Origin of the sequence: Streptomyces sp. NPDC087859, assembly GCF_044742595.1 — a bacterium.
Lineage (GTDB): Bacteria > Actinomycetota > Actinomycetes > Streptomycetales > Streptomycetaceae > Streptomyces > Streptomyces canus_F.
Genome location: NZ_JBIUUU010000017.1, coordinates 89,506 through 104,705, shown reverse-complemented (window position 1 = coordinate 104,705; position 15,200 = coordinate 89,506). Strand labels below are relative to the sequence as shown.

15 protein-coding genes are annotated in these 15,200 nt (G+C 70.8%); 4 read left to right on the top strand and 11 right to left on the bottom strand.

All coding sequences use genetic code 11. The features are described 5' to 3' along the window. Both ACIOHP_RS36195 and ACIOHP_RS36190 read left to right on the top strand, forming a co-directional pair. Complete coding sequence (locus ACIOHP_RS36195) at positions 1 to 777, top strand: hypothetical protein (protein ID WP_401894027.1); 777 nt, start codon at positions 1 to 3, stop codon at positions 775 to 777. Continuing rightward, complete coding sequence (locus tag ACIOHP_RS36190; protein ID WP_401894025.1) at positions 774 to 2,657, top strand: M48 family metalloprotease; 1,884 nt, start codon at positions 774 to 776, stop codon at positions 2,655 to 2,657. Before ACIOHP_RS36195 ends, ACIOHP_RS36190 begins: the two co-directional genes overlap by 4 nt. Before the next feature lie 67 nt (positions 2,658 to 2,724). Here the strand turns inward: ACIOHP_RS36190 and ACIOHP_RS36185 are convergent, their stop codons facing one another. Next, positions 2,725 to 3,150, bottom strand: coding sequence for an ankyrin repeat domain-containing protein (locus ACIOHP_RS36185; protein WP_401894023.1), 426 nt, complete (start codon positions 3,148 to 3,150; stop codon positions 2,725 to 2,727). Positions 3,151 to 3,355: 205 nt separating this feature from the next. Between ACIOHP_RS36185 and ACIOHP_RS36180 the strand changes: the two genes are divergently transcribed. Next, entirely contained in the window at positions 3,356 to 3,865 is a 510-nt protein-coding gene (locus ACIOHP_RS36180; protein WP_401894022.1) for a helix-turn-helix domain-containing protein, read from the top strand. Positions 3,866 to 4,035: 170 nt separating this feature from the next. Further along, positions 4,036 to 4,971, top strand: a complete 936-nt coding sequence (locus ACIOHP_RS36175) for a GNAT family N-acetyltransferase (protein WP_401894020.1) — start codon at positions 4,036 to 4,038, stop codon at positions 4,969 to 4,971. A gap of 246 nt (positions 4,972 to 5,217) precedes the next feature. On the opposite strand, the gene ACIOHP_RS36170 is transcribed toward ACIOHP_RS36175, so the two are convergent. The 10 genes from ACIOHP_RS36170 to ACIOHP_RS36125 form a co-directional block, all read right to left on the bottom strand. Further along, a complete protein-coding gene (locus ACIOHP_RS36170; RefSeq protein WP_401894018.1) occupies positions 5,218 to 5,526 on the bottom strand; it encodes a hypothetical protein in 309 nt (102 codons plus the stop codon). A gap of 213 nt (positions 5,527 to 5,739) precedes the next feature. Next, positions 5,740 to 6,207 (bottom strand): hypothetical protein, encoded by a 468-nt coding sequence (locus tag ACIOHP_RS36165; RefSeq protein WP_401894017.1) that lies wholly within the window; start codon positions 6,205 to 6,207, stop codon positions 5,740 to 5,742. A 30-nt stretch (positions 6,208 to 6,237) separates the two neighbouring features. Further along, complete coding sequence (locus ACIOHP_RS36160) at positions 6,238 to 6,699, bottom strand: PLDc N-terminal domain-containing protein (protein WP_361551324.1); 462 nt, start codon at positions 6,697 to 6,699, stop codon at positions 6,238 to 6,240. 141 nt (positions 6,700 to 6,840) lie between these two features. Next, on the bottom strand, positions 6,841 to 7,704 hold the full coding sequence (locus tag ACIOHP_RS36155; RefSeq protein ID WP_401894015.1) for a YhjD/YihY/BrkB family envelope integrity protein: 864 nt from the start codon (positions 7,702 to 7,704) through the stop codon (positions 6,841 to 6,843). Positions 7,705 to 7,707: 3 nt separating this feature from the next. Then, positions 7,708 to 9,066: a hypothetical protein gene (locus ACIOHP_RS36150; RefSeq protein ID WP_401894013.1), complete on the bottom strand. Its 1,359-nt coding sequence runs from the start codon at positions 9,064 to 9,066 to the stop codon at positions 7,708 to 7,710. 128 nt (positions 9,067 to 9,194) lie between these two features. Further along, positions 9,195 to 9,854, bottom strand: a complete 660-nt coding sequence (locus ACIOHP_RS36145; RefSeq protein WP_361551316.1) for a DUF308 domain-containing protein — start codon at positions 9,852 to 9,854, stop codon at positions 9,195 to 9,197. A gap of 610 nt (positions 9,855 to 10,464) precedes the next feature. Then, complete coding sequence (locus tag ACIOHP_RS36140) at positions 10,465 to 10,662, bottom strand: hypothetical protein (RefSeq protein ID WP_307021709.1); 198 nt, start codon at positions 10,660 to 10,662, stop codon at positions 10,465 to 10,467. Between the two features lie 126 nt (positions 10,663 to 10,788). Next, on the bottom strand, positions 10,789 to 11,307 hold the full coding sequence (locus ACIOHP_RS36135) for a hypothetical protein (RefSeq protein ID WP_401894158.1): 519 nt from the start codon (positions 11,305 to 11,307) through the stop codon (positions 10,789 to 10,791). 27 nt (positions 11,308 to 11,334) lie between these two features. Then, positions 11,335 to 12,963: an MFS transporter gene (locus tag ACIOHP_RS36130; RefSeq protein ID WP_401894156.1), complete on the bottom strand. Its 1,629-nt coding sequence runs from the start codon at positions 12,961 to 12,963 to the stop codon at positions 11,335 to 11,337. A 192-nt stretch (positions 12,964 to 13,155) separates the two neighbouring features. Further along, positions 13,156 to 14,976 carry a glycoside hydrolase family 15 protein gene (locus ACIOHP_RS36125; protein WP_401894011.1) on the bottom strand — a complete coding sequence of 607 codons (1,821 nt, stop codon included), beginning with the start codon at positions 14,974 to 14,976 and terminating at the stop codon, positions 13,156 to 13,158. Positions 14,977 to 15,200: the final 224 nt, after the last annotated feature.

The following is a 15,200-nucleotide window of genomic DNA, read 5'->3' as shown; positions in this document are numbered from 1 at the left end:
GTGGCTGGTGAGGACCTCGACCAGTGGGGGGTGCAGATAGCGCGATGGGCGGCACCTGACGAAACCGTTCTCGCCGCGCAGATCACCCGCGCCTACGCCGCCGGAGGGAAGGGACGCCGGGAGCTGTTCCGGACCGGAGGGCTCGCGCCCGGCGGGTTCGGCGGCGGGATCGCCACCCTGCTGCCCGACCTGCTGGACGCGCTGGCCTACGCTGCCGACGCGGTGAAGGCAGCCCTGGGCAGCCCGCAGTTCGCCAATGGCGTCACCGCAGCCGCCCTGCTGGTCAGTCTGCGGGCGCAGCGCACCGGGCAGGAGCAGGGCCCGCGGACTGGTCCCGTTGGCGCGGATTCCGCCGACGGGCTGACGCAAGGGAGCGGCACAGGGGCCACGTATGTCCGCACCGACGAGGAGAACGCGGACAGCCGGACTCCGGGCGCGCCGCAGCAGCCCTCCGGCGAGGCCGTACTGGCTGCGCTGCGCATGTGCGGGCGGCTGCGCGCCCGTGGTGTCGACACCGCCACGGCCGAGGAACTGGTGGCCCAGCTGACCGCCCAGCTACTGGCCGCGGAGGACCGCGGTGGCGTCGCGGCCTTCCTCGACGCCCTGGTGGCGAACGAGCCGCCCGCACCGGCCGTACACACATCCCGGCGCTTGCTCACCCCTGTGCGCCGTCTGACCGGTGCCCTCTTCAGCCCGCTGCGTCGCCGCACGGTGCCCGGAGCCGACCCCATGCCGGGAAGGCCTCCCACGACGCCAGAGGAGACGGGCGGCGCATGAGCCCGGCGGACCCCGGTCGCTGCCCAGCCCCACCGGCAAGCGCGCCCGGCAGCCGGCCCGCACGGCTGTGGGGTCCGCCGCCCTGGCTGTGGCTGACCCTGGGACTGTTCGCTGTACAGGTCCCGTTGCTGGTCGACTGGCTGGTGTGGGCGGCGTCCAGGAGCGGTACCCAGCACGGCCGCAGCCCCGCCATGCTCACGGTTGTGGCGCTGACCCTCATGCGGCTGCTCCCCATGGTCTTCCTGCTGGCAGGTGCGCTCTCCGTGGTCCCGCCCCAACCACGCACATGGTGGGTCGAGCGGCGCTTCCAGCTGAAGCCGCCGGCCCACGAGCCGGACGGCACACCGCACGTCTACGACCAGATGCGGCGCCTCCTCACCGACCGGGCACCGGGCACCGAACTGCGGGTCAGCGTGCGCCGGGACCTGCTCGCCCGCGTCTATCCCGGTGGCTGGCGCACCACACGGGTCGGCGTCTTCAGCCCGCTGGTCAGCCTGTGGCAGAGGGACCGGGAAGCGGCCGAAGCGGTCCTGCTGCACGAGATCGGCCACCTCCGGTACGGCGAACAGCATGTCGCCGGGCTCGGCAGCCCGTTCACCGGTTTGGTCAGGGCCTGGCCGTACGTCTTCGCGGTGTTCGGCCTGCTGCCTGTGGCCCTGCTGTTCGCCGCCGGGAACGCCACCGCTCCCCTGATGTCCGCTCAGATCGTCCTGGTGGTCCTGAGTGTGCCCAAGACCTTGTTGATCGTGGTCAGCGCCCTTTGGTCGGCGGAACTGACCGCGGACCGGTACGCAGCCGGAACAGCCGTACGGACAGCGCAGCAGCGGGCACTCAACGCTCTCACACAGTCCCCCCGGGACACTCTGGCCCGGCTCTACCACCCGCCCGTCCGCCTGCGCCTGTGGTTCATCGCCCGTACCGAACAGCCGGTGGCCCAGCTCCTGCTGGTCCTCCTGTGGCCCGCGGCGGTGCTCGCCGAGAACCTGCTGGACCTGTTCGGTGCCGCGCTGGCCTACCGCCTGCTCGGCGACTCGCCGGCCGGCGACGCCACCACGAAGGCCGTGTCACTCGCCCGTGAACAGCTCACTTCGGGTCCCACATGGTGGGCGATGCTGGTCGCTCTGGCCGTCTGGCCCTTGCTTGCCGGCCTGTGGCCACGGCTGTGGGGGTGGCGTGGGCGAGCGGTCGGCACCCTCTCACCCGCCGTGTACGCGACCTCCGCCCTGCTCCCCGTGCTGATCCTGATCCTCGGACTACTCCCGGCCGTCCCGAAACCCGGCGAGCCCTCCCAGGCCGACTCCCGCGTCCCGGATGCCACGGCCGCCCCTGCGGCAGGCGGCAGCAAGGCCGCAGAACCTACCCTGCCAACACCCTGCCCCAGTCCTTCGAAGCCCGCGGCTCCCGCCCGACCCGAAGGACTCCCGTCCCTCGACACCCCGCTGAGGCCGGACACCACGGGCTCCGCCGCACCCACCGACACCCCGAAGCGCTCCTTCCGCACACTCCGTGTCGCCTCGGTCGAACCACTGTCCGGGTCACTCACGCAGGCTCAAGACATCGCGGACCGACTCGCCCATGCCCACTGGACACTGAGCCCCGACGGGACACTCACCACCCTGGACGCCGACCTCCCCGAACTGCGCACCACCGCGGTGCACGACGGCACACGCCTCCTGCACGGCGAACGCACCCGGACCACGGACGTCAGCACCACCACCACCTGGGTGGACGCCCGGCTGCACCCGCAGGCGGGCCCTACCGCACGACTCGACCTGATCCGCGCGGCGACCGGCATCACACACGCCGTGGTCTCCTGCCGGGAATTCGACTCCACCGTCACCGCCGCCGCCCGGCTGACCCTCCAACTCGAAGAGCTATGAGTGGAATCAGCCGGTCTCCGCTGTCAGCCGTAGCGGTCCCGGCTCTCGGATCCGGACTCCAGACACGTCAGCCAGGCGGGTGCGCTCCCGCTGCCCTGAGGACTTCGGCAGTGTCGGGGTGGTGACCATGGTCCGCCCAGTCCAGCGGGGACCAGCCTGCGCCGCGGTCTTCACGGAGGAGGGGATCGGCGCCGTGCGCCAACAGTTCCCGCGCCGTCGCGGTGTGTCCCCAGCACGCGGCTGCGCACAGCGGCGTGCCCTCCGAGCCGGGGCCGCGGCTTTCAGCGTCAGGGGAAGCCCCGGCCTCCATGAGCAAGCGGGCCACCTCGGCCTCCCCCTGCACCGATGCCAGGTACAGAGGAGTGGTGCCGTCAGCGTTCCTCCTCTCCGGACTCGCTCCACTGCGCAGCAGTGTCCTCACGCTCTTGGCGTCACCCGACAGGATTGCCCTGAAGAGGCGATGGGAGAGCTTCTTCTGCTGCCGCTGCTTCATAGCGGGTGAGGTTAGCTTGATGCTCCTGCTTGCCCCCGGTGACCCGTCGTTCCGGACGATGCTTCCACGGGGCCGGCACCGCAAGGGGCGGCAAAGGATGCCGCGGTGGCCAGACGGTCGGGGTTTCGCCACGATCGTTCCGTTTACAGAACGTTCTGTTTGTGGAACGCTGGTCGTGTCACCGGCGCGGTAGGGGCGGAAAGCTATGGAACTGGCCCAGGAGGTGGGCGAGCGGCTGCGCCGTCTGCGCCAGGACCGTGACCTGTCGCTGTCGGAACTGGCCCGCCGCTCCGGCGTCGGCAAGGGCACGCTCTCGGAACTGGAGACCGGCCGGCGCAATCCGACCCTGGAGACGCTGTACGCGCTGACCACGGCCCTCGAGGCGCCGCTGAGCATGGTCGTCGGCCCCGCCCCGGTGCAGGGCGCGGCGGTGCACGCGGTGCTGACGGACCGCGTGCAGGACGCGGCTGCGGTGTCGGAGGTGTATCGCATCCGCATTCAGAGCGGCGCGGTGCAGCGCTCGGCCGCTCATGTGCCGGGCACGGAGGAGCACTTGCTGGTCTTCAGCGGCACGGCGCGGGTCGGTCCCGCCTCCGCCCCGCTCGAGGTGGGCCCGGGCGGCCACGCCCGGTGGGCGGCGGATGTACCGCATCAGTACGAGGCGGTAGGGACAGATGTGGAGGGGGTGCTGGTGGTGCGCTACCCGGTGGAATGAGACGCCTACGCCGCACCGCCCCGCGCCAGGCCACGGCCACCGCCGATCGGCCGTGGGATCCACCGCTGCGGCGGGGGCGACAGTGTCCAGTCCCAGGCCCGCCGGTGCCACTGGGCGGCGATTTCGTGCAAAGCCAGCTACGCCATCGAGAGACAGGATGCTTCCAGCAGATGCCCATACGTATCGCGCGCCCAGACGAACTACCTGCCCTCGTCCAGCACTCCGCCCAGCCCGAGCGCAACGCCGGAACGGCCGCCTACCTCACCGACCTGCTCGCCAAGAAGTGCACCCGGCCGGAGTGGTGCCTGGTCGCGGAGGACGAGGCCGGTCGGCTCACCGCCGCCACCGCGCTGTGGACCCTCCCCGGGAACGACGTCCCGATGGCCCTGGTGCTCCTTGAGGCACCGTGGGACGAACCCGGCCTGGCCACCGGCCAGGCGCTGCTGGCCGAGGCCGTCGCCCTGGCCGGCTCGCTCGGAGCCAGTGAGCTGGAGCACGTCATTGACTCGCCGACGCAGCCGCCGCAGTTCCAGGCGGAGCCGGAACGGCGCGCCGAGCTTCTCCGTCTGGCGGGCTTCGAGCGGGCCCGTGACGGTCGCCGCTACCGCCGCCGCTCCGGGGGAGAACTCCCCTCGCATGACAACCGATTGACCTGGCACTCCCTGCCCAGTCTGGGCCGCGAGCCGTTCATCGCTCTCCTCGCCGAGGCATTGCCGACCAGCGCCGACGCCCAACTCGCCGCCAAGGTCGCCCGGGATGGCGCCCGGCGTGCCGCGGAGAGCCTCTTCGCGGACATGGAGGAGTTGTCGTACGAGCCCTCGTGGTGGGAACTCGGCTACGCTCCGGACGGCACGCCGGCCGCCCTCAGCCTCCCCGCCCGAAACCCCTCGGCCGCCGTGATCGGCCTGGTGGCTGTGTCCCCCGCCTGCCGCGGCAACGGCTACGCGACGGCGGTGGTGACCCGCGGCACGCGGCTGCTGGTCGAAGCGGGCGCCGAGGAGATCCGCGGCGACTGCGACGCGGCCAACACCGCCATGATCATGGCTTTCGAACGGGCAGGCTACGAGAACTTCGCCGACCGCCAGGAGTTCACGCGCCGGTTGTGAGCGGGGGCCGCTCCCGCACCGTGACGAATGCTGTCCAGCCCCTCCTCACAAGACCGACGACGAGCCGACGGGACCACAACGGCTGGACAGGCCCTCGGTGTTGACCGGCTCCGAGCTCGTGTACCTGATCCTCTCCCGCCCGCGCGAAGCCCCTCGTACGGCCGACACCGAGGGCGCTCGCAGCGACACGTCCCGACGGTCATCTGACCGCAGGCCGCCGGTATGGAAGACGGCCTGCGGCGACGGTCAGCTGTGCAGGGCGCGCAGCGCCTTGTAGAAGGCGGCTTTGCTCTCGAAGCCGATGCCGGGGGTGCCGGTCAGGCCGACGCGGCTCTTCTCGACGACGGTGTCGTCGGCGAAGCCGCCGGTGGGCTGGAACTCGCCCGGGTTGGACTCGTTGCCGCCGAGCTTGAGGGCGGCTGCGATGTGCAGGGAGAACTGGCGCCCGCCGTGCGGGATGCAGCGCCTCGATGACCAGCCGTACTGACGGAGCATGTCCTGGATGCGCAGGTGCTCCACCAGGCCGTAGGAGAGCGCGGGGACCTTCGTCCCCATTGACTGAGGGGGTCGTTGACGCCTGGTCGAGTGTGGGCCTCCCCAGCGACCAGCTGCACTCAAGGCCCACCGCCCGGTAGCAAGCCTGGACGGCCAAGGACCCGCCCTTCGCGTTTCAGGGCGGGCCGCGGCCGGTTCGGACAAGGGCGCTGCTGTTCAGGCCGGACAACTGTCCGGTGTCGATGAGGTGTTGGTGCCGCCAGATGCAGGTCGTCACACCCTGCGCGGTGGGCGCTCGTCCTGCATCTGGCCCTCCTCTGACAGGTCGTAGAGGTTGCCGCGCGGGACCACGCACAGCGCCCAGATGATGAAGGCCGAGATGGCGATCATCACGACCGACCACACCGGGTAGTACGGAAGGGAGAGGAAGTTGGCGATGATGACGAGTCCGGCGATGGCCACGCCGAGAACGCGCGCCCAGGTCGAGGTCCGGAGCAGCCCGATGCTGACGATCACGGCCACCACGCCCAGGGCGAGGTGGATCCAGCCCCAGCCGGTCAGGTCGAACTCGAACACGTAGTTGCGCGTGGTGACGAAGATGTCGTCCTCGGCGATGGCCATGATGCCCCGGAAGAGGTCGAGCAGGCCGACGAGGAAGAGCATCACGGCCGCGAAGGCTGTCAGGCCGGTTGCCCATTCCTGCTTCGCCGTGTGTGCCGGCCGGGAGTGTGTGGCGGTCATCTTGAGCCTCGTTTCGTGTGGTCCGGATGCTCAGTGAGGGGCGGTCCGGGAGGTGGAGCCCGTGGGTTCCGTCGGGCCGTGGCCGGCGAGGACCAGTTCCTTCGCCCTGCGGAACTCCTCGTCCGTGATGTCGCCGTGGGAGCGGATCTCGGACAGCCTGGCGAGTTCGTCTACGCTGCTGGTCCCGCCGGCCGCGGTCTGCCTGATGTAGCTGTTGAACTCCTCCTGCTGCGCACGCGCTTGCGCCATCTCCCGGCGGCCCATGTTCTTGCCGCGGGCGATCACGTAGATGAAGACGCCCAGGAAGGGCAGCAGGATGGTGAGCACCATCCATCCGGCCTTCGCCCAGCCGCTCATGGCGTCGTCACGGAAGATGTCGGTGATGATCCGGAAGAGCAGGACGAACCACATGATCCACAGGAAGAACAGGAGCATGCTCCAGAAGACGCTCAGCAGGGGGTAGTCGTACGCCAGGTACGTCTGCGCGCTCATTTCTCTCCTCCGTCCCGGGCGTCAAGCCCGGCCGCCGTTGCTGTGTTCAGCGTGCGCAGGACAAGGACCGCTCCGCCTCACCCGACGCGGGTGAGCCTGCGGCAGCCTCGTGACCCCGGTTGACGCGCTCCGGCGGCCTGGTCAGGGGGCGATGTGCCCACCACCGCGGGGTGCGGAGGCCGACCGATACCAGGTGGTGGAGGAGACGTACTCGCCGAGGGCCAGGCCCGAGACGGCCACGAGGAAGACGGCGATCAGCCAGGAAAGGAACGTGAAGACGGGGCCCAGGGGGCCGAACTCGTCCAGGCTGCGCTCCATCGCCGTGGGCAACAGAACGCGGGCGCCCCGGCTCAGCAGGACCGTACCGGTGCCGGCCAGCAGCGCTCCCGGCAACAGGCTCCACCAGCCGATCCGGCCGCCCAGCAGGAAATGCTGGGACCACCACCACAGCAGTGTCGCCGAGAGCAGGGACAGCACGATGCCGGTCACTCCACCGGCGCCGAACCCGCTGCGCAGCGGCGCCTGGAGCAGGAGGAAGCCCAGCCAGACGACCAGCCAGAGCAGCCAGCGCCACAGCGCGGCCCGCACCGGTGTGCGCGGCAGGTGCCAGCACCGCTCGCACACCGCCTGAAGTGCCCGGCTGAACGCCGTGGCCGACACAAGCGTCACGATGACACCCGCGCCTCCGGCGGTCTTCCCTGTCGTGCCAGTCGCGGAGAAGACCTTCCGCAGTTCGTCGAGGGTGTCGCCACGCACTCCCAGAACGGCCCTGAGAGAGTCGGCCAGCAGGTCCTGCAGCCAGCCGGGAGCGAACGCCGCGACGGTCATCAGCAGCGGCAGCGCGGTGAGGAATGCCTGCGCGGCGAGCCGGACGGAGCCCTCCACGACATTGAGTGCCGACAGGCGGGTCAGCAGCCGGGCCGCGGCCCCGGACTGCAGGGCTGCCGCGGCCCGCGCGACCGTGCGGCTGCGGGATGTGTGCCCCGGGCCGGGTTTCCCGATCATGGCTCACGGGGCCGCCCGTTCCGTCGCCCGGTCCCCCGCATGGCCGGCCGGTCCGGCGGCCGCCGCGAGGATCGCCAGGATGAGCACGACCACCAGGGCGATGCCGAGAACCAGCACCACTCCCCCGACCGTGGGGTGGTTCCAGAGCACCAGGACGAGGGCTCCGGCAGCGATGACACCGCCGGTAGTCCATGCCCGGTTGTCTGTCAGCCAGCGGCCGGTGGCCCCGGTGCGCAGTCCGGCGTGGCTCAGCCGCTGGCCGGCGGCAGTCGTTCCCCGACCTGTCACCGCGCGGAGGGCGCGCGCGGGGCGTCCGGGACCGTACAGGTAGGCGACCAGCGCAATGATCACTGCCAGGACCAGCAGGGTGCGCGTGCTGTCGCGCAGGAAGCGGACGAACGTGTCGTAGATCGCCGCGGCCGCGTCGGTGGGCAGTGCCGTGGGCGGGACCGAGTCCAGGTAGACCCTTCTGGCGACGGCGAGCGCGATGAGCAGCACCCCCATCATCACGGCCACGCCGAGCGCAGTGATCATCACCATCACTCGGTGTGCCGGATTGGTCCAGACGGCGAGCGCGGCGAGCGCGATGGTCAGGACGGGCAGCCAGGTACCGAGGATGTCCAGCAGCCGCATCATGTCCTGTGCCTTGCCCAGTTCCTCGGTCTGGAACAGCGTGATGGTCCGGTCCGTGTCCGGGATGGCGGCTGCCTTGTCGAAGCCCGCGGCGACGAGCCGCTCCCGTACTTCGTTGATGACCTCTCCGACGTCCAGCTGGACCGTGTCGCCCTCGGCGCGCACGGCACCTTCGCGTTGGCCGGTGAGCATGTTCACCACCGCGGCGTGCGAGCGCCGGTTGGCGCCCTCCCACGCCTGCTGGAAGGCGTCGCCGGTGATCACACGGGTGATGGTGCGGTCGACGACGCTTCTGACCGCGCTGCGCAGCGGTCCTTCGAGGGACTCTGCCCCCGCCACGACGCGCGGTGGCGCTCCGGACTCCTGGAGCGCCTTGCTGAGCGAGTCCGTCACCGCCGCGACGTCCACGTTGGCGACGACGCGGTTCGTGAGCCGGTTGATCACGACGTCCTGCACGGCCGGCTCGGACGCCAGCGGAGCGACGGTATCGACGTACCGGTCGGTGTCGGAGACCGTGTCCTGGACCCAGGCCGCGGCTACGGCCAGGGGCGCGAGCAGCAGGGCCAGCAGAAGCAGGACCGAGGAGCCGACCTGGCGCAGCCGCCGGTGGCGTGTCGCAGCGTGACGGCGCAGTCGCTCGTATTCCGCTCGTTCCTCGGCGGTCATGACATGTTCCTGGTGGGAGGCTCCGCCGGGGTCCGGCGGGTCCGGGGTGGCGGCCGGGTTCATGGATGCTCCCTTTCCGTGGGTGCGCCGCCCCGGCCGCGACGGTCGCCGCTCGGGATGACGCAGTGGGAGGAGACCGTGCGGGGCCGGTGGGTGCGTCTGTCAGGCCCGCCGGAGCGGCGGGCAGGGCATCAGGCGCTCCCGGCGGGGGCGCGCGGTCCTGCCGTGGACGTCTTCGCGAGCGCGGCCCGCCACGCCAGGGCGACCAGTGCCTCGCCGAGGCCGAGCAGGACGAGCCACAGGCCGAGCAGCCGTGTCAGGGCGCGGGCCGACTCGGTAGGCAGGGCGAGCACCACGATCCCCGCGACGATCCCGAGCACCGCGACGAGCATGACGACGCCGCGGTGCGGCAGGTCCCGGACGGCGACGGCCGTGTAGAGGGTGAGGATGCCGGACACGAGCCAGACACCTCCGGTGATCAATGACAGCGCGGCGATCGTCTGCAGCGGGTTCCGCAGGCACAGCACCCCGGCAAGGACGTACAGCACGGCCAGGAGCAGTCCCGGCACCCGTTCGTCCGCCGCCCGCGCGAAGACGCCCACGAACCGGAACGCCCCGGTCAACAACAGGTACAGGCCGATGAGGACCGCCAGGACGTGCAGGGTCGCGTCCGGCCAGACGAGTATCAGGAGGCCCGGCACCAAGGTCGCCAGGGCCGCGCCCAACATCCAGGTCCAGGAACGGCCGAGCCGCCCGAGTACGTCCGCGGAGTCGCCCATCGGATCGGGGGCCGCACTGTCGGGCCTTTGTTCCTGTCGGGTGTGTGATGCCGGATCATGCGGCATGGACATGGCTCCTCCTCACGTGATCAGCCGTCGCCTCCGCAAGCTGACGAGGCGGGGGGAGGGCAGTGTGCGAACGCCTGACCGCTTCAGGGTCAGGCCGCTGCCCGGTGACCGGCTCACCCACCACGGGTGAGCCCTCGACGCCGCCACGGCGGCGAGGCGGAGGCCGTTTTCCTCGCGGTCGGCCTGGTCACCGCCTGCTACCCGCTGTCTCCGGACGAGCACCGTACGGCTGGCCCGTCGGCGCTGCCCCTGGGCGGCCTGCTGAGGCCGGGCTGCGCCAGCAGCTCCGCGAGCCGTCGGCCGAGGCGCCTTCCGGGGCTGACGCCGCAACGCCCGACAAGGAGGCGCGACCATGGCCGTTCCAAGCACTTTCACTACGTCCGTGTCTCTGGCCGAACGGGCGACATACGGCAGGAAAGAGCGAGACGGGCACCGCGTTCGTCGCACGGTTGGTACGAGACCGCACACCAGCGACTGAGCCCCGTCGAGGTGGTGGAGCGTCAGTCAGCCGAGCCGGTAACGGAGTTGGCGCCGATCCGGTACGGCCGCATGCTCGAGTCGGCGTTCGCTTCGATCGTGGCGCGGACGCGATCATGGCGGCGGACCTGGCCCGTCACTCCGGCAGGGGGCGCATCTCCAACACCCGCAGTCCCAGTGACTGGCAGCGGGCCAGCAGTCCGTACAGGTGCGCTTCGTCCACGACGGGTCCGAACAGGATGGTCTGGCCGGACATCACCACATGACCAAGCTCCGGAAACGCCTTGGCCATCGTTTCCGACAGGTGTCCCTCGACTCGGATCTCGTAGCGCACGAACGGTCCTTCCTGGACTGCCTCGAACAGGCGGACGGCGCCCCTTCCCTACGATCGTCGGCCTTTGTGCTCCTTGGGGCCTCACCCGGTAGAGGTGACCGTCGCCCGGCGACCGGGCGGCGGTGCTCAATGCTTCAGAAAGATCTTGAAGGAAACGATCAGCAGGCCGAGCAACAGGTTGACCGATGCGGTGACGACCATGAGCCGTGGCGAAGCACCGGCGCGGCGTGCCGCAGCCACGGACCAGCCCACCTGGCCCGCCACGGCGACACAGAGAGCCAGCCAGAGGGAACCTCGCACGTCCAGACCGAAGAGCGGACCGGCAAGCACCGCGGCGGCCGGCGGGATGGCCGCCTTGACGATCGGCCACTCCTCACGGCACACGTTCCATACGACCCGGCGGTCCGGAGCCTGTTGCGCCAGGCGCGCCCCGAAGAGCTGGGCATGCACGTGGCCGATCCAGAACACCACACCGGTGAGCAACAGCAGCACCACCAACTCGGCGCGGGGGAACGAGCCCAGGGAGCCGGCGCCGACCACCACGGAAGCCGCGAGCATGGAACCGTAGACGCCGCCCGTGTAGTCCGCGCGGGCTCGGCGCTCGGCACGGTGCTCCCTCCGGGCCGGGTCGGTCGTGACTCTCATCCTGGACACCGGTGGCTCCCTCCGCACTCAGCGCGTCTCTCCGACCGCACCGGCCGGAACATCGGTATCCGGCCGCCGCTGACGGCTTCCCTTGGCGGTCGGCAGGTTCGGCGTGACCAGGAAGCTGGCGAGAGCGATGCCACCAGTCGCCAGGACCGCCGCCTTCAGGCCGTCCAGCTGCGCGGAGGCGTAGGAGTCCGCGACGGCGTCGACCTGGGCCGGCGGCAGACCCGCACTCTCGGCCGCCGAGCGCACCTGATCGGTGGGGACGAAGGTGACCCCGGCCTCAAGAGCGACACCGACCTCGTCACGGGTCTGTTCGGACAGCCGCGGGTCGTCCGTCACCTGCGAGGTGAAGGCGTGGGCCAGCGCACCGATCAGGATCGACCCGATGAGCGCGGTGCCCAGCGCGGAGCCCAGATTCTGTGCCGTGAACTGGAGTCCTCCCGCCTCACTGCGTTCGTCCTCGCCGACGCCGGACTGGACGACGTTGCCCAGTTGTGAGGCGAGCAGGCCCACGCCCACGCCCAGCAGGGCCATCGCTCCGGCGAACTGCCCGTCGTCGATGACCGGGTCGATGGTGGCCAGCAGCCACACGATGGCCGCCGTCAGGGTCGCCAGGGCCAGCCGGACCACCCGGCGCGCCCCCCACACCCGGCCCAGCGAGGACGCGGACAGGGAGGTCACCAGCATGGTGGCGGACACCGGGAGCAGACGCAGCCCCGTCTCGAAGGCGTCGAAGCCCTGCACCACCTGCAAGTACAGCGGAATCGTGAAGAACAGCCCCAGCAGGATGAGGTTCTGGCTCAGCAGCGTCATCAGCCCGGACCGCAGCACGGGCTTGCCCAGCAGGGAGAGATGCACGAGGGGGTCGGCCCCATGCAGCTCCCGCCGCCGCTCCCACCACCGGAAGAGGGCCAGGACGGCCACCCCGAGGCCGACGACGAACAGGGTCGGGGCGAAACCGAGGACGGTGAAGGGCGGGTTGCGCGGCTGCACCCATCCCCAGGTGCTGCTCTGCAGGACCCCGAGCACACCCAGCCCCAGCCCGGTCGCGGAGAGCACCGCCCCGACCCAGTCCAGCCGGGGGCGTGGGCCGGTCGGGGCGGACGTCGCGATCACCCGGCGGCACAGCAGGACGGCCACGACGACCACGACCTCGCCGGCGAAAACCAGCCGCCAGGTGAGATACGTCGTCACCCAGCCGCCCAGGAGCGGACCGACCGCGATTCCGGCGCCGGCGAGCCCGCCGATGACCGCGTAGGCGATGGCCCGGTCCCGCCCGCGGTACGACTCCGCGACGAGAGCGGCCATGGCCGGCAGCACCATGGCCGCCCCGAGTCCCTCGATGACCGACCAGCCCAGCGTGAGGACCCACAGCGTGGGCGCCACCGCTGTCAGGGCCGATCCCACACCGTAGACGGACAGCCCCACAAGGAACATGCGGCGGCGCCCCAGGATGTCCCCGAACCTGCCACCGATGATCATGAACGCGGCCATGACCAGCGCGTACAGGGTGATGACGGCCTGGATGGCGGTGACCTCTGTGTCGAAGTCCTCGACCAGCTGACTGATGGACACGTTCATGACGGAGGTGTCCAGAACCATCAGGAACTGGGCCGTACCGAGGACGATCAGAGCCCGCCAGTGCTTCACGCTGTCCACCTCGCCGAGTAGGCCCGGAGTGCCGGCGCAGTCGCCGCGCACCAGGCGGGGCAGGTGCTGCCGCCCATCCATCGCACCCGATGTCACCCGCCTCGCGCCTCACCCGGGAAGGGGGAAGGGCCTGATTTCCGCAGGGGCTCGGACGGGTGGTGTCCGGCCCGCACACCCGTCCCAGGTGATGCTTCAGCGAGCGGCGTCCATCTGCTCGTCGAGGGAGAGCGCGGCCGTGATCAGCGCGAGGTGGGTGAAAGCCTGCGGGAAGTTGCCGAGTTGCTCTCCCGTGGGACCTATTTCCTCCGCGAACAGACCGCCGTGATTGGCGTACGTGAGCATCTTGTCGAAGGCATACCGGGCCTGTCCGAGCCGTCCCGCCCGCGCGAGCGCGTCCACGTGGAGGAAGCTGCACAGCGAGAACGTGCCCTCGCTGCCGCGCAGGCCGTCCGGGGACGCCTCGGGGTCGTAGCGGTAGACGAGGCTGTCGGAGACGAGTTCCTGGTCCATCGCGTCCAACGTGGACAGCCAGCGCGGATCGTCCGGCGCGATGAATCCGACGGAGGGCATGAGCAGCAGGGACGCGTCGAGGGTGACGTCGTCGTAGTGCTGGACGAAGGCCTGGCGCCCAGGGCTCCAGCCCCGTTCCATCACCTGGCGCAGGATGTCGTCCCGTGCCGCGCTCCACCCCGCGATGTCGGCGGGACGGGCGAAGTCGCGGGCCATGCGGATGCCTCGGTCGAAGGCCGCCCAGCACATCAGCCGGCTGTAGGTGAAGTCCTTCTGCCCGCCCCGCGTCTCCCAGATTCCCTCGTCGGGCCGGTCCCACGCTGTGACCAGCCAGTCGAGCACACCGGCAAGGGACTGCCAGCCGTCGTACGGCGGGACGTGGGCGGTGTCCTCGGCCGCCTGGGACAGGGCGAGGGCCGCCTCTCCGTAGATATCGAGCTGGAGCTGGCCCGCCGCCTCGTTGCCCACGCGTACCGGTGCGGATCCCCGGTAGCCCTCCAGGTGGTCGAGGACCTCTTCCGGCAGGTGCGGGTCGCCGTCGATCCGGTACATGATCTGCAGGGGTTCACCGCTGACCGTACGGTTCGCCTTGAGCCGGTCGCCCAGCCAGCTGCGGAAGGCGTGCGCTTCCTCGAGATAGCCGAGCCCCAGCAGCGCGCCGACCGACATCGAGCCGTCCCGGACCCACGTGTAGCGGTAGTCCCAGTTGCGTCCTCCGCCGATCTGCTCCGGCAGCCCCATCGTGGGGGCCGCGACGGGCGCTCCGGTGGGCGCGTACGTGAGCAGCTTGAGCGTGATGGCCGCTCGGTTCACCATGTCCTGCCAGCGTCCCCGGTACCGGCTGCGGCGGACCCAGGTGTGCCAGAAGTCTCGGGTCTGCTCGAACAGCGTCACCACGTCCGCCCGGCTCAGCGGTGGCTGCGGGGCATCGGGCGAATCCTCGATCGTCAGGACGACGGCGGCGAAGTCGTCCGGCCCCAGGAACACTTCGCCCCGGGCGTCATCTCCCTCCCCGGTCCATATCACCGGGCCGACGGTCTGCAGCGTGGCCCGGACGGCGGGCCCGTCGAAACGGACGGCGTCCTCGGCGAGATCGAGCCGGTGGCCGGCACGGCCGTAGTCGAAGCGGGGGCGGCACTGAAGGGTGAAGCGGAGCCGGCCGCGCGTCACCCGCAGGATGCGGACCAGCCGATGCCGCCCCGCCGCTCGCTCCGGGTTCTCCACCGGCATGAAGTCGACCACCTCACCGACGCCTTCCTCCGCGAGGAAGCGGGTCACCAGCACAGCGGTGTCCTGGAGGTACAGCTGGATCGGGGGCCGTGGAGTGTCAGCCCAGATGCTGAAGTGGCCGCCGCGGTCGTGGTCGAGCAGCGAGGCGAACACGCTGGGCGAGTCGAACCTGGGCGCGCACAGCCAGTCGACCGTGCCGTCGGAGGAGATCAGTGCGGCGGTCTGCAAGTCGCCGACCATCCCGTGATCGGCGATCGGCGGATAGCGTCGCATGATCGGTGCTCCTTCCGGCGGCACGTGCCGGTCGCCTTGGAGCGCCCGGTGTATGCCCACCATGGCCACAACGGACCGTGCCGGCCTCCCCCGCTGCGGGTGAGTCCTCCCGAGGGCTGCGGCTCTCCGCCCACGGCTCGCGCCCGCGGATGCAGCGGCCCGGTGTGCGGAGGACGCTGGAAGGACGTGCGGGTGCTCGGCGGCGGTGCGCCGGAGGGTATCGG

What these genes read in the sequence shown, in the direction of transcription:
- ACIOHP_RS36190 (WP_401894025.1), top strand. Translation starts at nt 774, where the DNA reads ATGAGCCCGGCGGACCCCGGTCGCTGCCCAGCCCCACCGGCAAGCGCG.
- ACIOHP_RS36185 (WP_401894023.1), bottom strand. Translation starts at nt 3,150, where the DNA reads ATGAAGCAGCGGCAGCAGAAGAAGCTCTCCCATCGCCTCTTCAGGGCA.
- ACIOHP_RS36180 (WP_401894022.1), top strand. Translation starts at nt 3,356, where the DNA reads ATGGAACTGGCCCAGGAGGTGGGCGAGCGGCTGCGCCGTCTGCGCCAG.
- ACIOHP_RS36175 (WP_401894020.1), top strand. Translation starts at nt 4,036, where the DNA reads ATGCCCATACGTATCGCGCGCCCAGACGAACTACCTGCCCTCGTCCAG.
- ACIOHP_RS36170 (WP_401894018.1), bottom strand. Translation starts at nt 5,526, where the DNA reads ATGGGGACGAAGGTCCCCGCGCTCTCCTACGGCCTGGTGGAGCACCTG.
- ACIOHP_RS36165 (WP_401894017.1), bottom strand. Translation starts at nt 6,207, where the DNA reads ATGACCGCCACACACTCCCGGCCGGCACACACGGCGAAGCAGGAATGG.
- ACIOHP_RS36160 (WP_361551324.1), bottom strand. Translation starts at nt 6,699, where the DNA reads ATGAGCGCGCAGACGTACCTGGCGTACGACTACCCCCTGCTGAGCGTC.
- ACIOHP_RS36155 (WP_401894015.1), bottom strand. Translation starts at nt 7,704, where the DNA reads ATGATCGGGAAACCCGGCCCGGGGCACACATCCCGCAGCCGCACGGTC.
- ACIOHP_RS36150 (WP_401894013.1), bottom strand. Translation starts at nt 9,066, where the DNA reads ATGAACCCGGCCGCCACCCCGGACCCGCCGGACCCCGGCGGAGCCTCC.
- ACIOHP_RS36145 (WP_361551316.1), bottom strand. Translation starts at nt 9,854, where the DNA reads ATGTCCATGCCGCATGATCCGGCATCACACACCCGACAGGAACAAAGG.
- ACIOHP_RS36135 (WP_401894158.1), bottom strand. Translation starts at nt 11,307, where the DNA reads ATGAGAGTCACGACCGACCCGGCCCGGAGGGAGCACCGTGCCGAGCGC.
- ACIOHP_RS36125 (WP_401894011.1), bottom strand. Translation starts at nt 14,976, where the DNA reads ATGCGACGCTATCCGCCGATCGCCGATCACGGGATGGTCGGCGACTTG.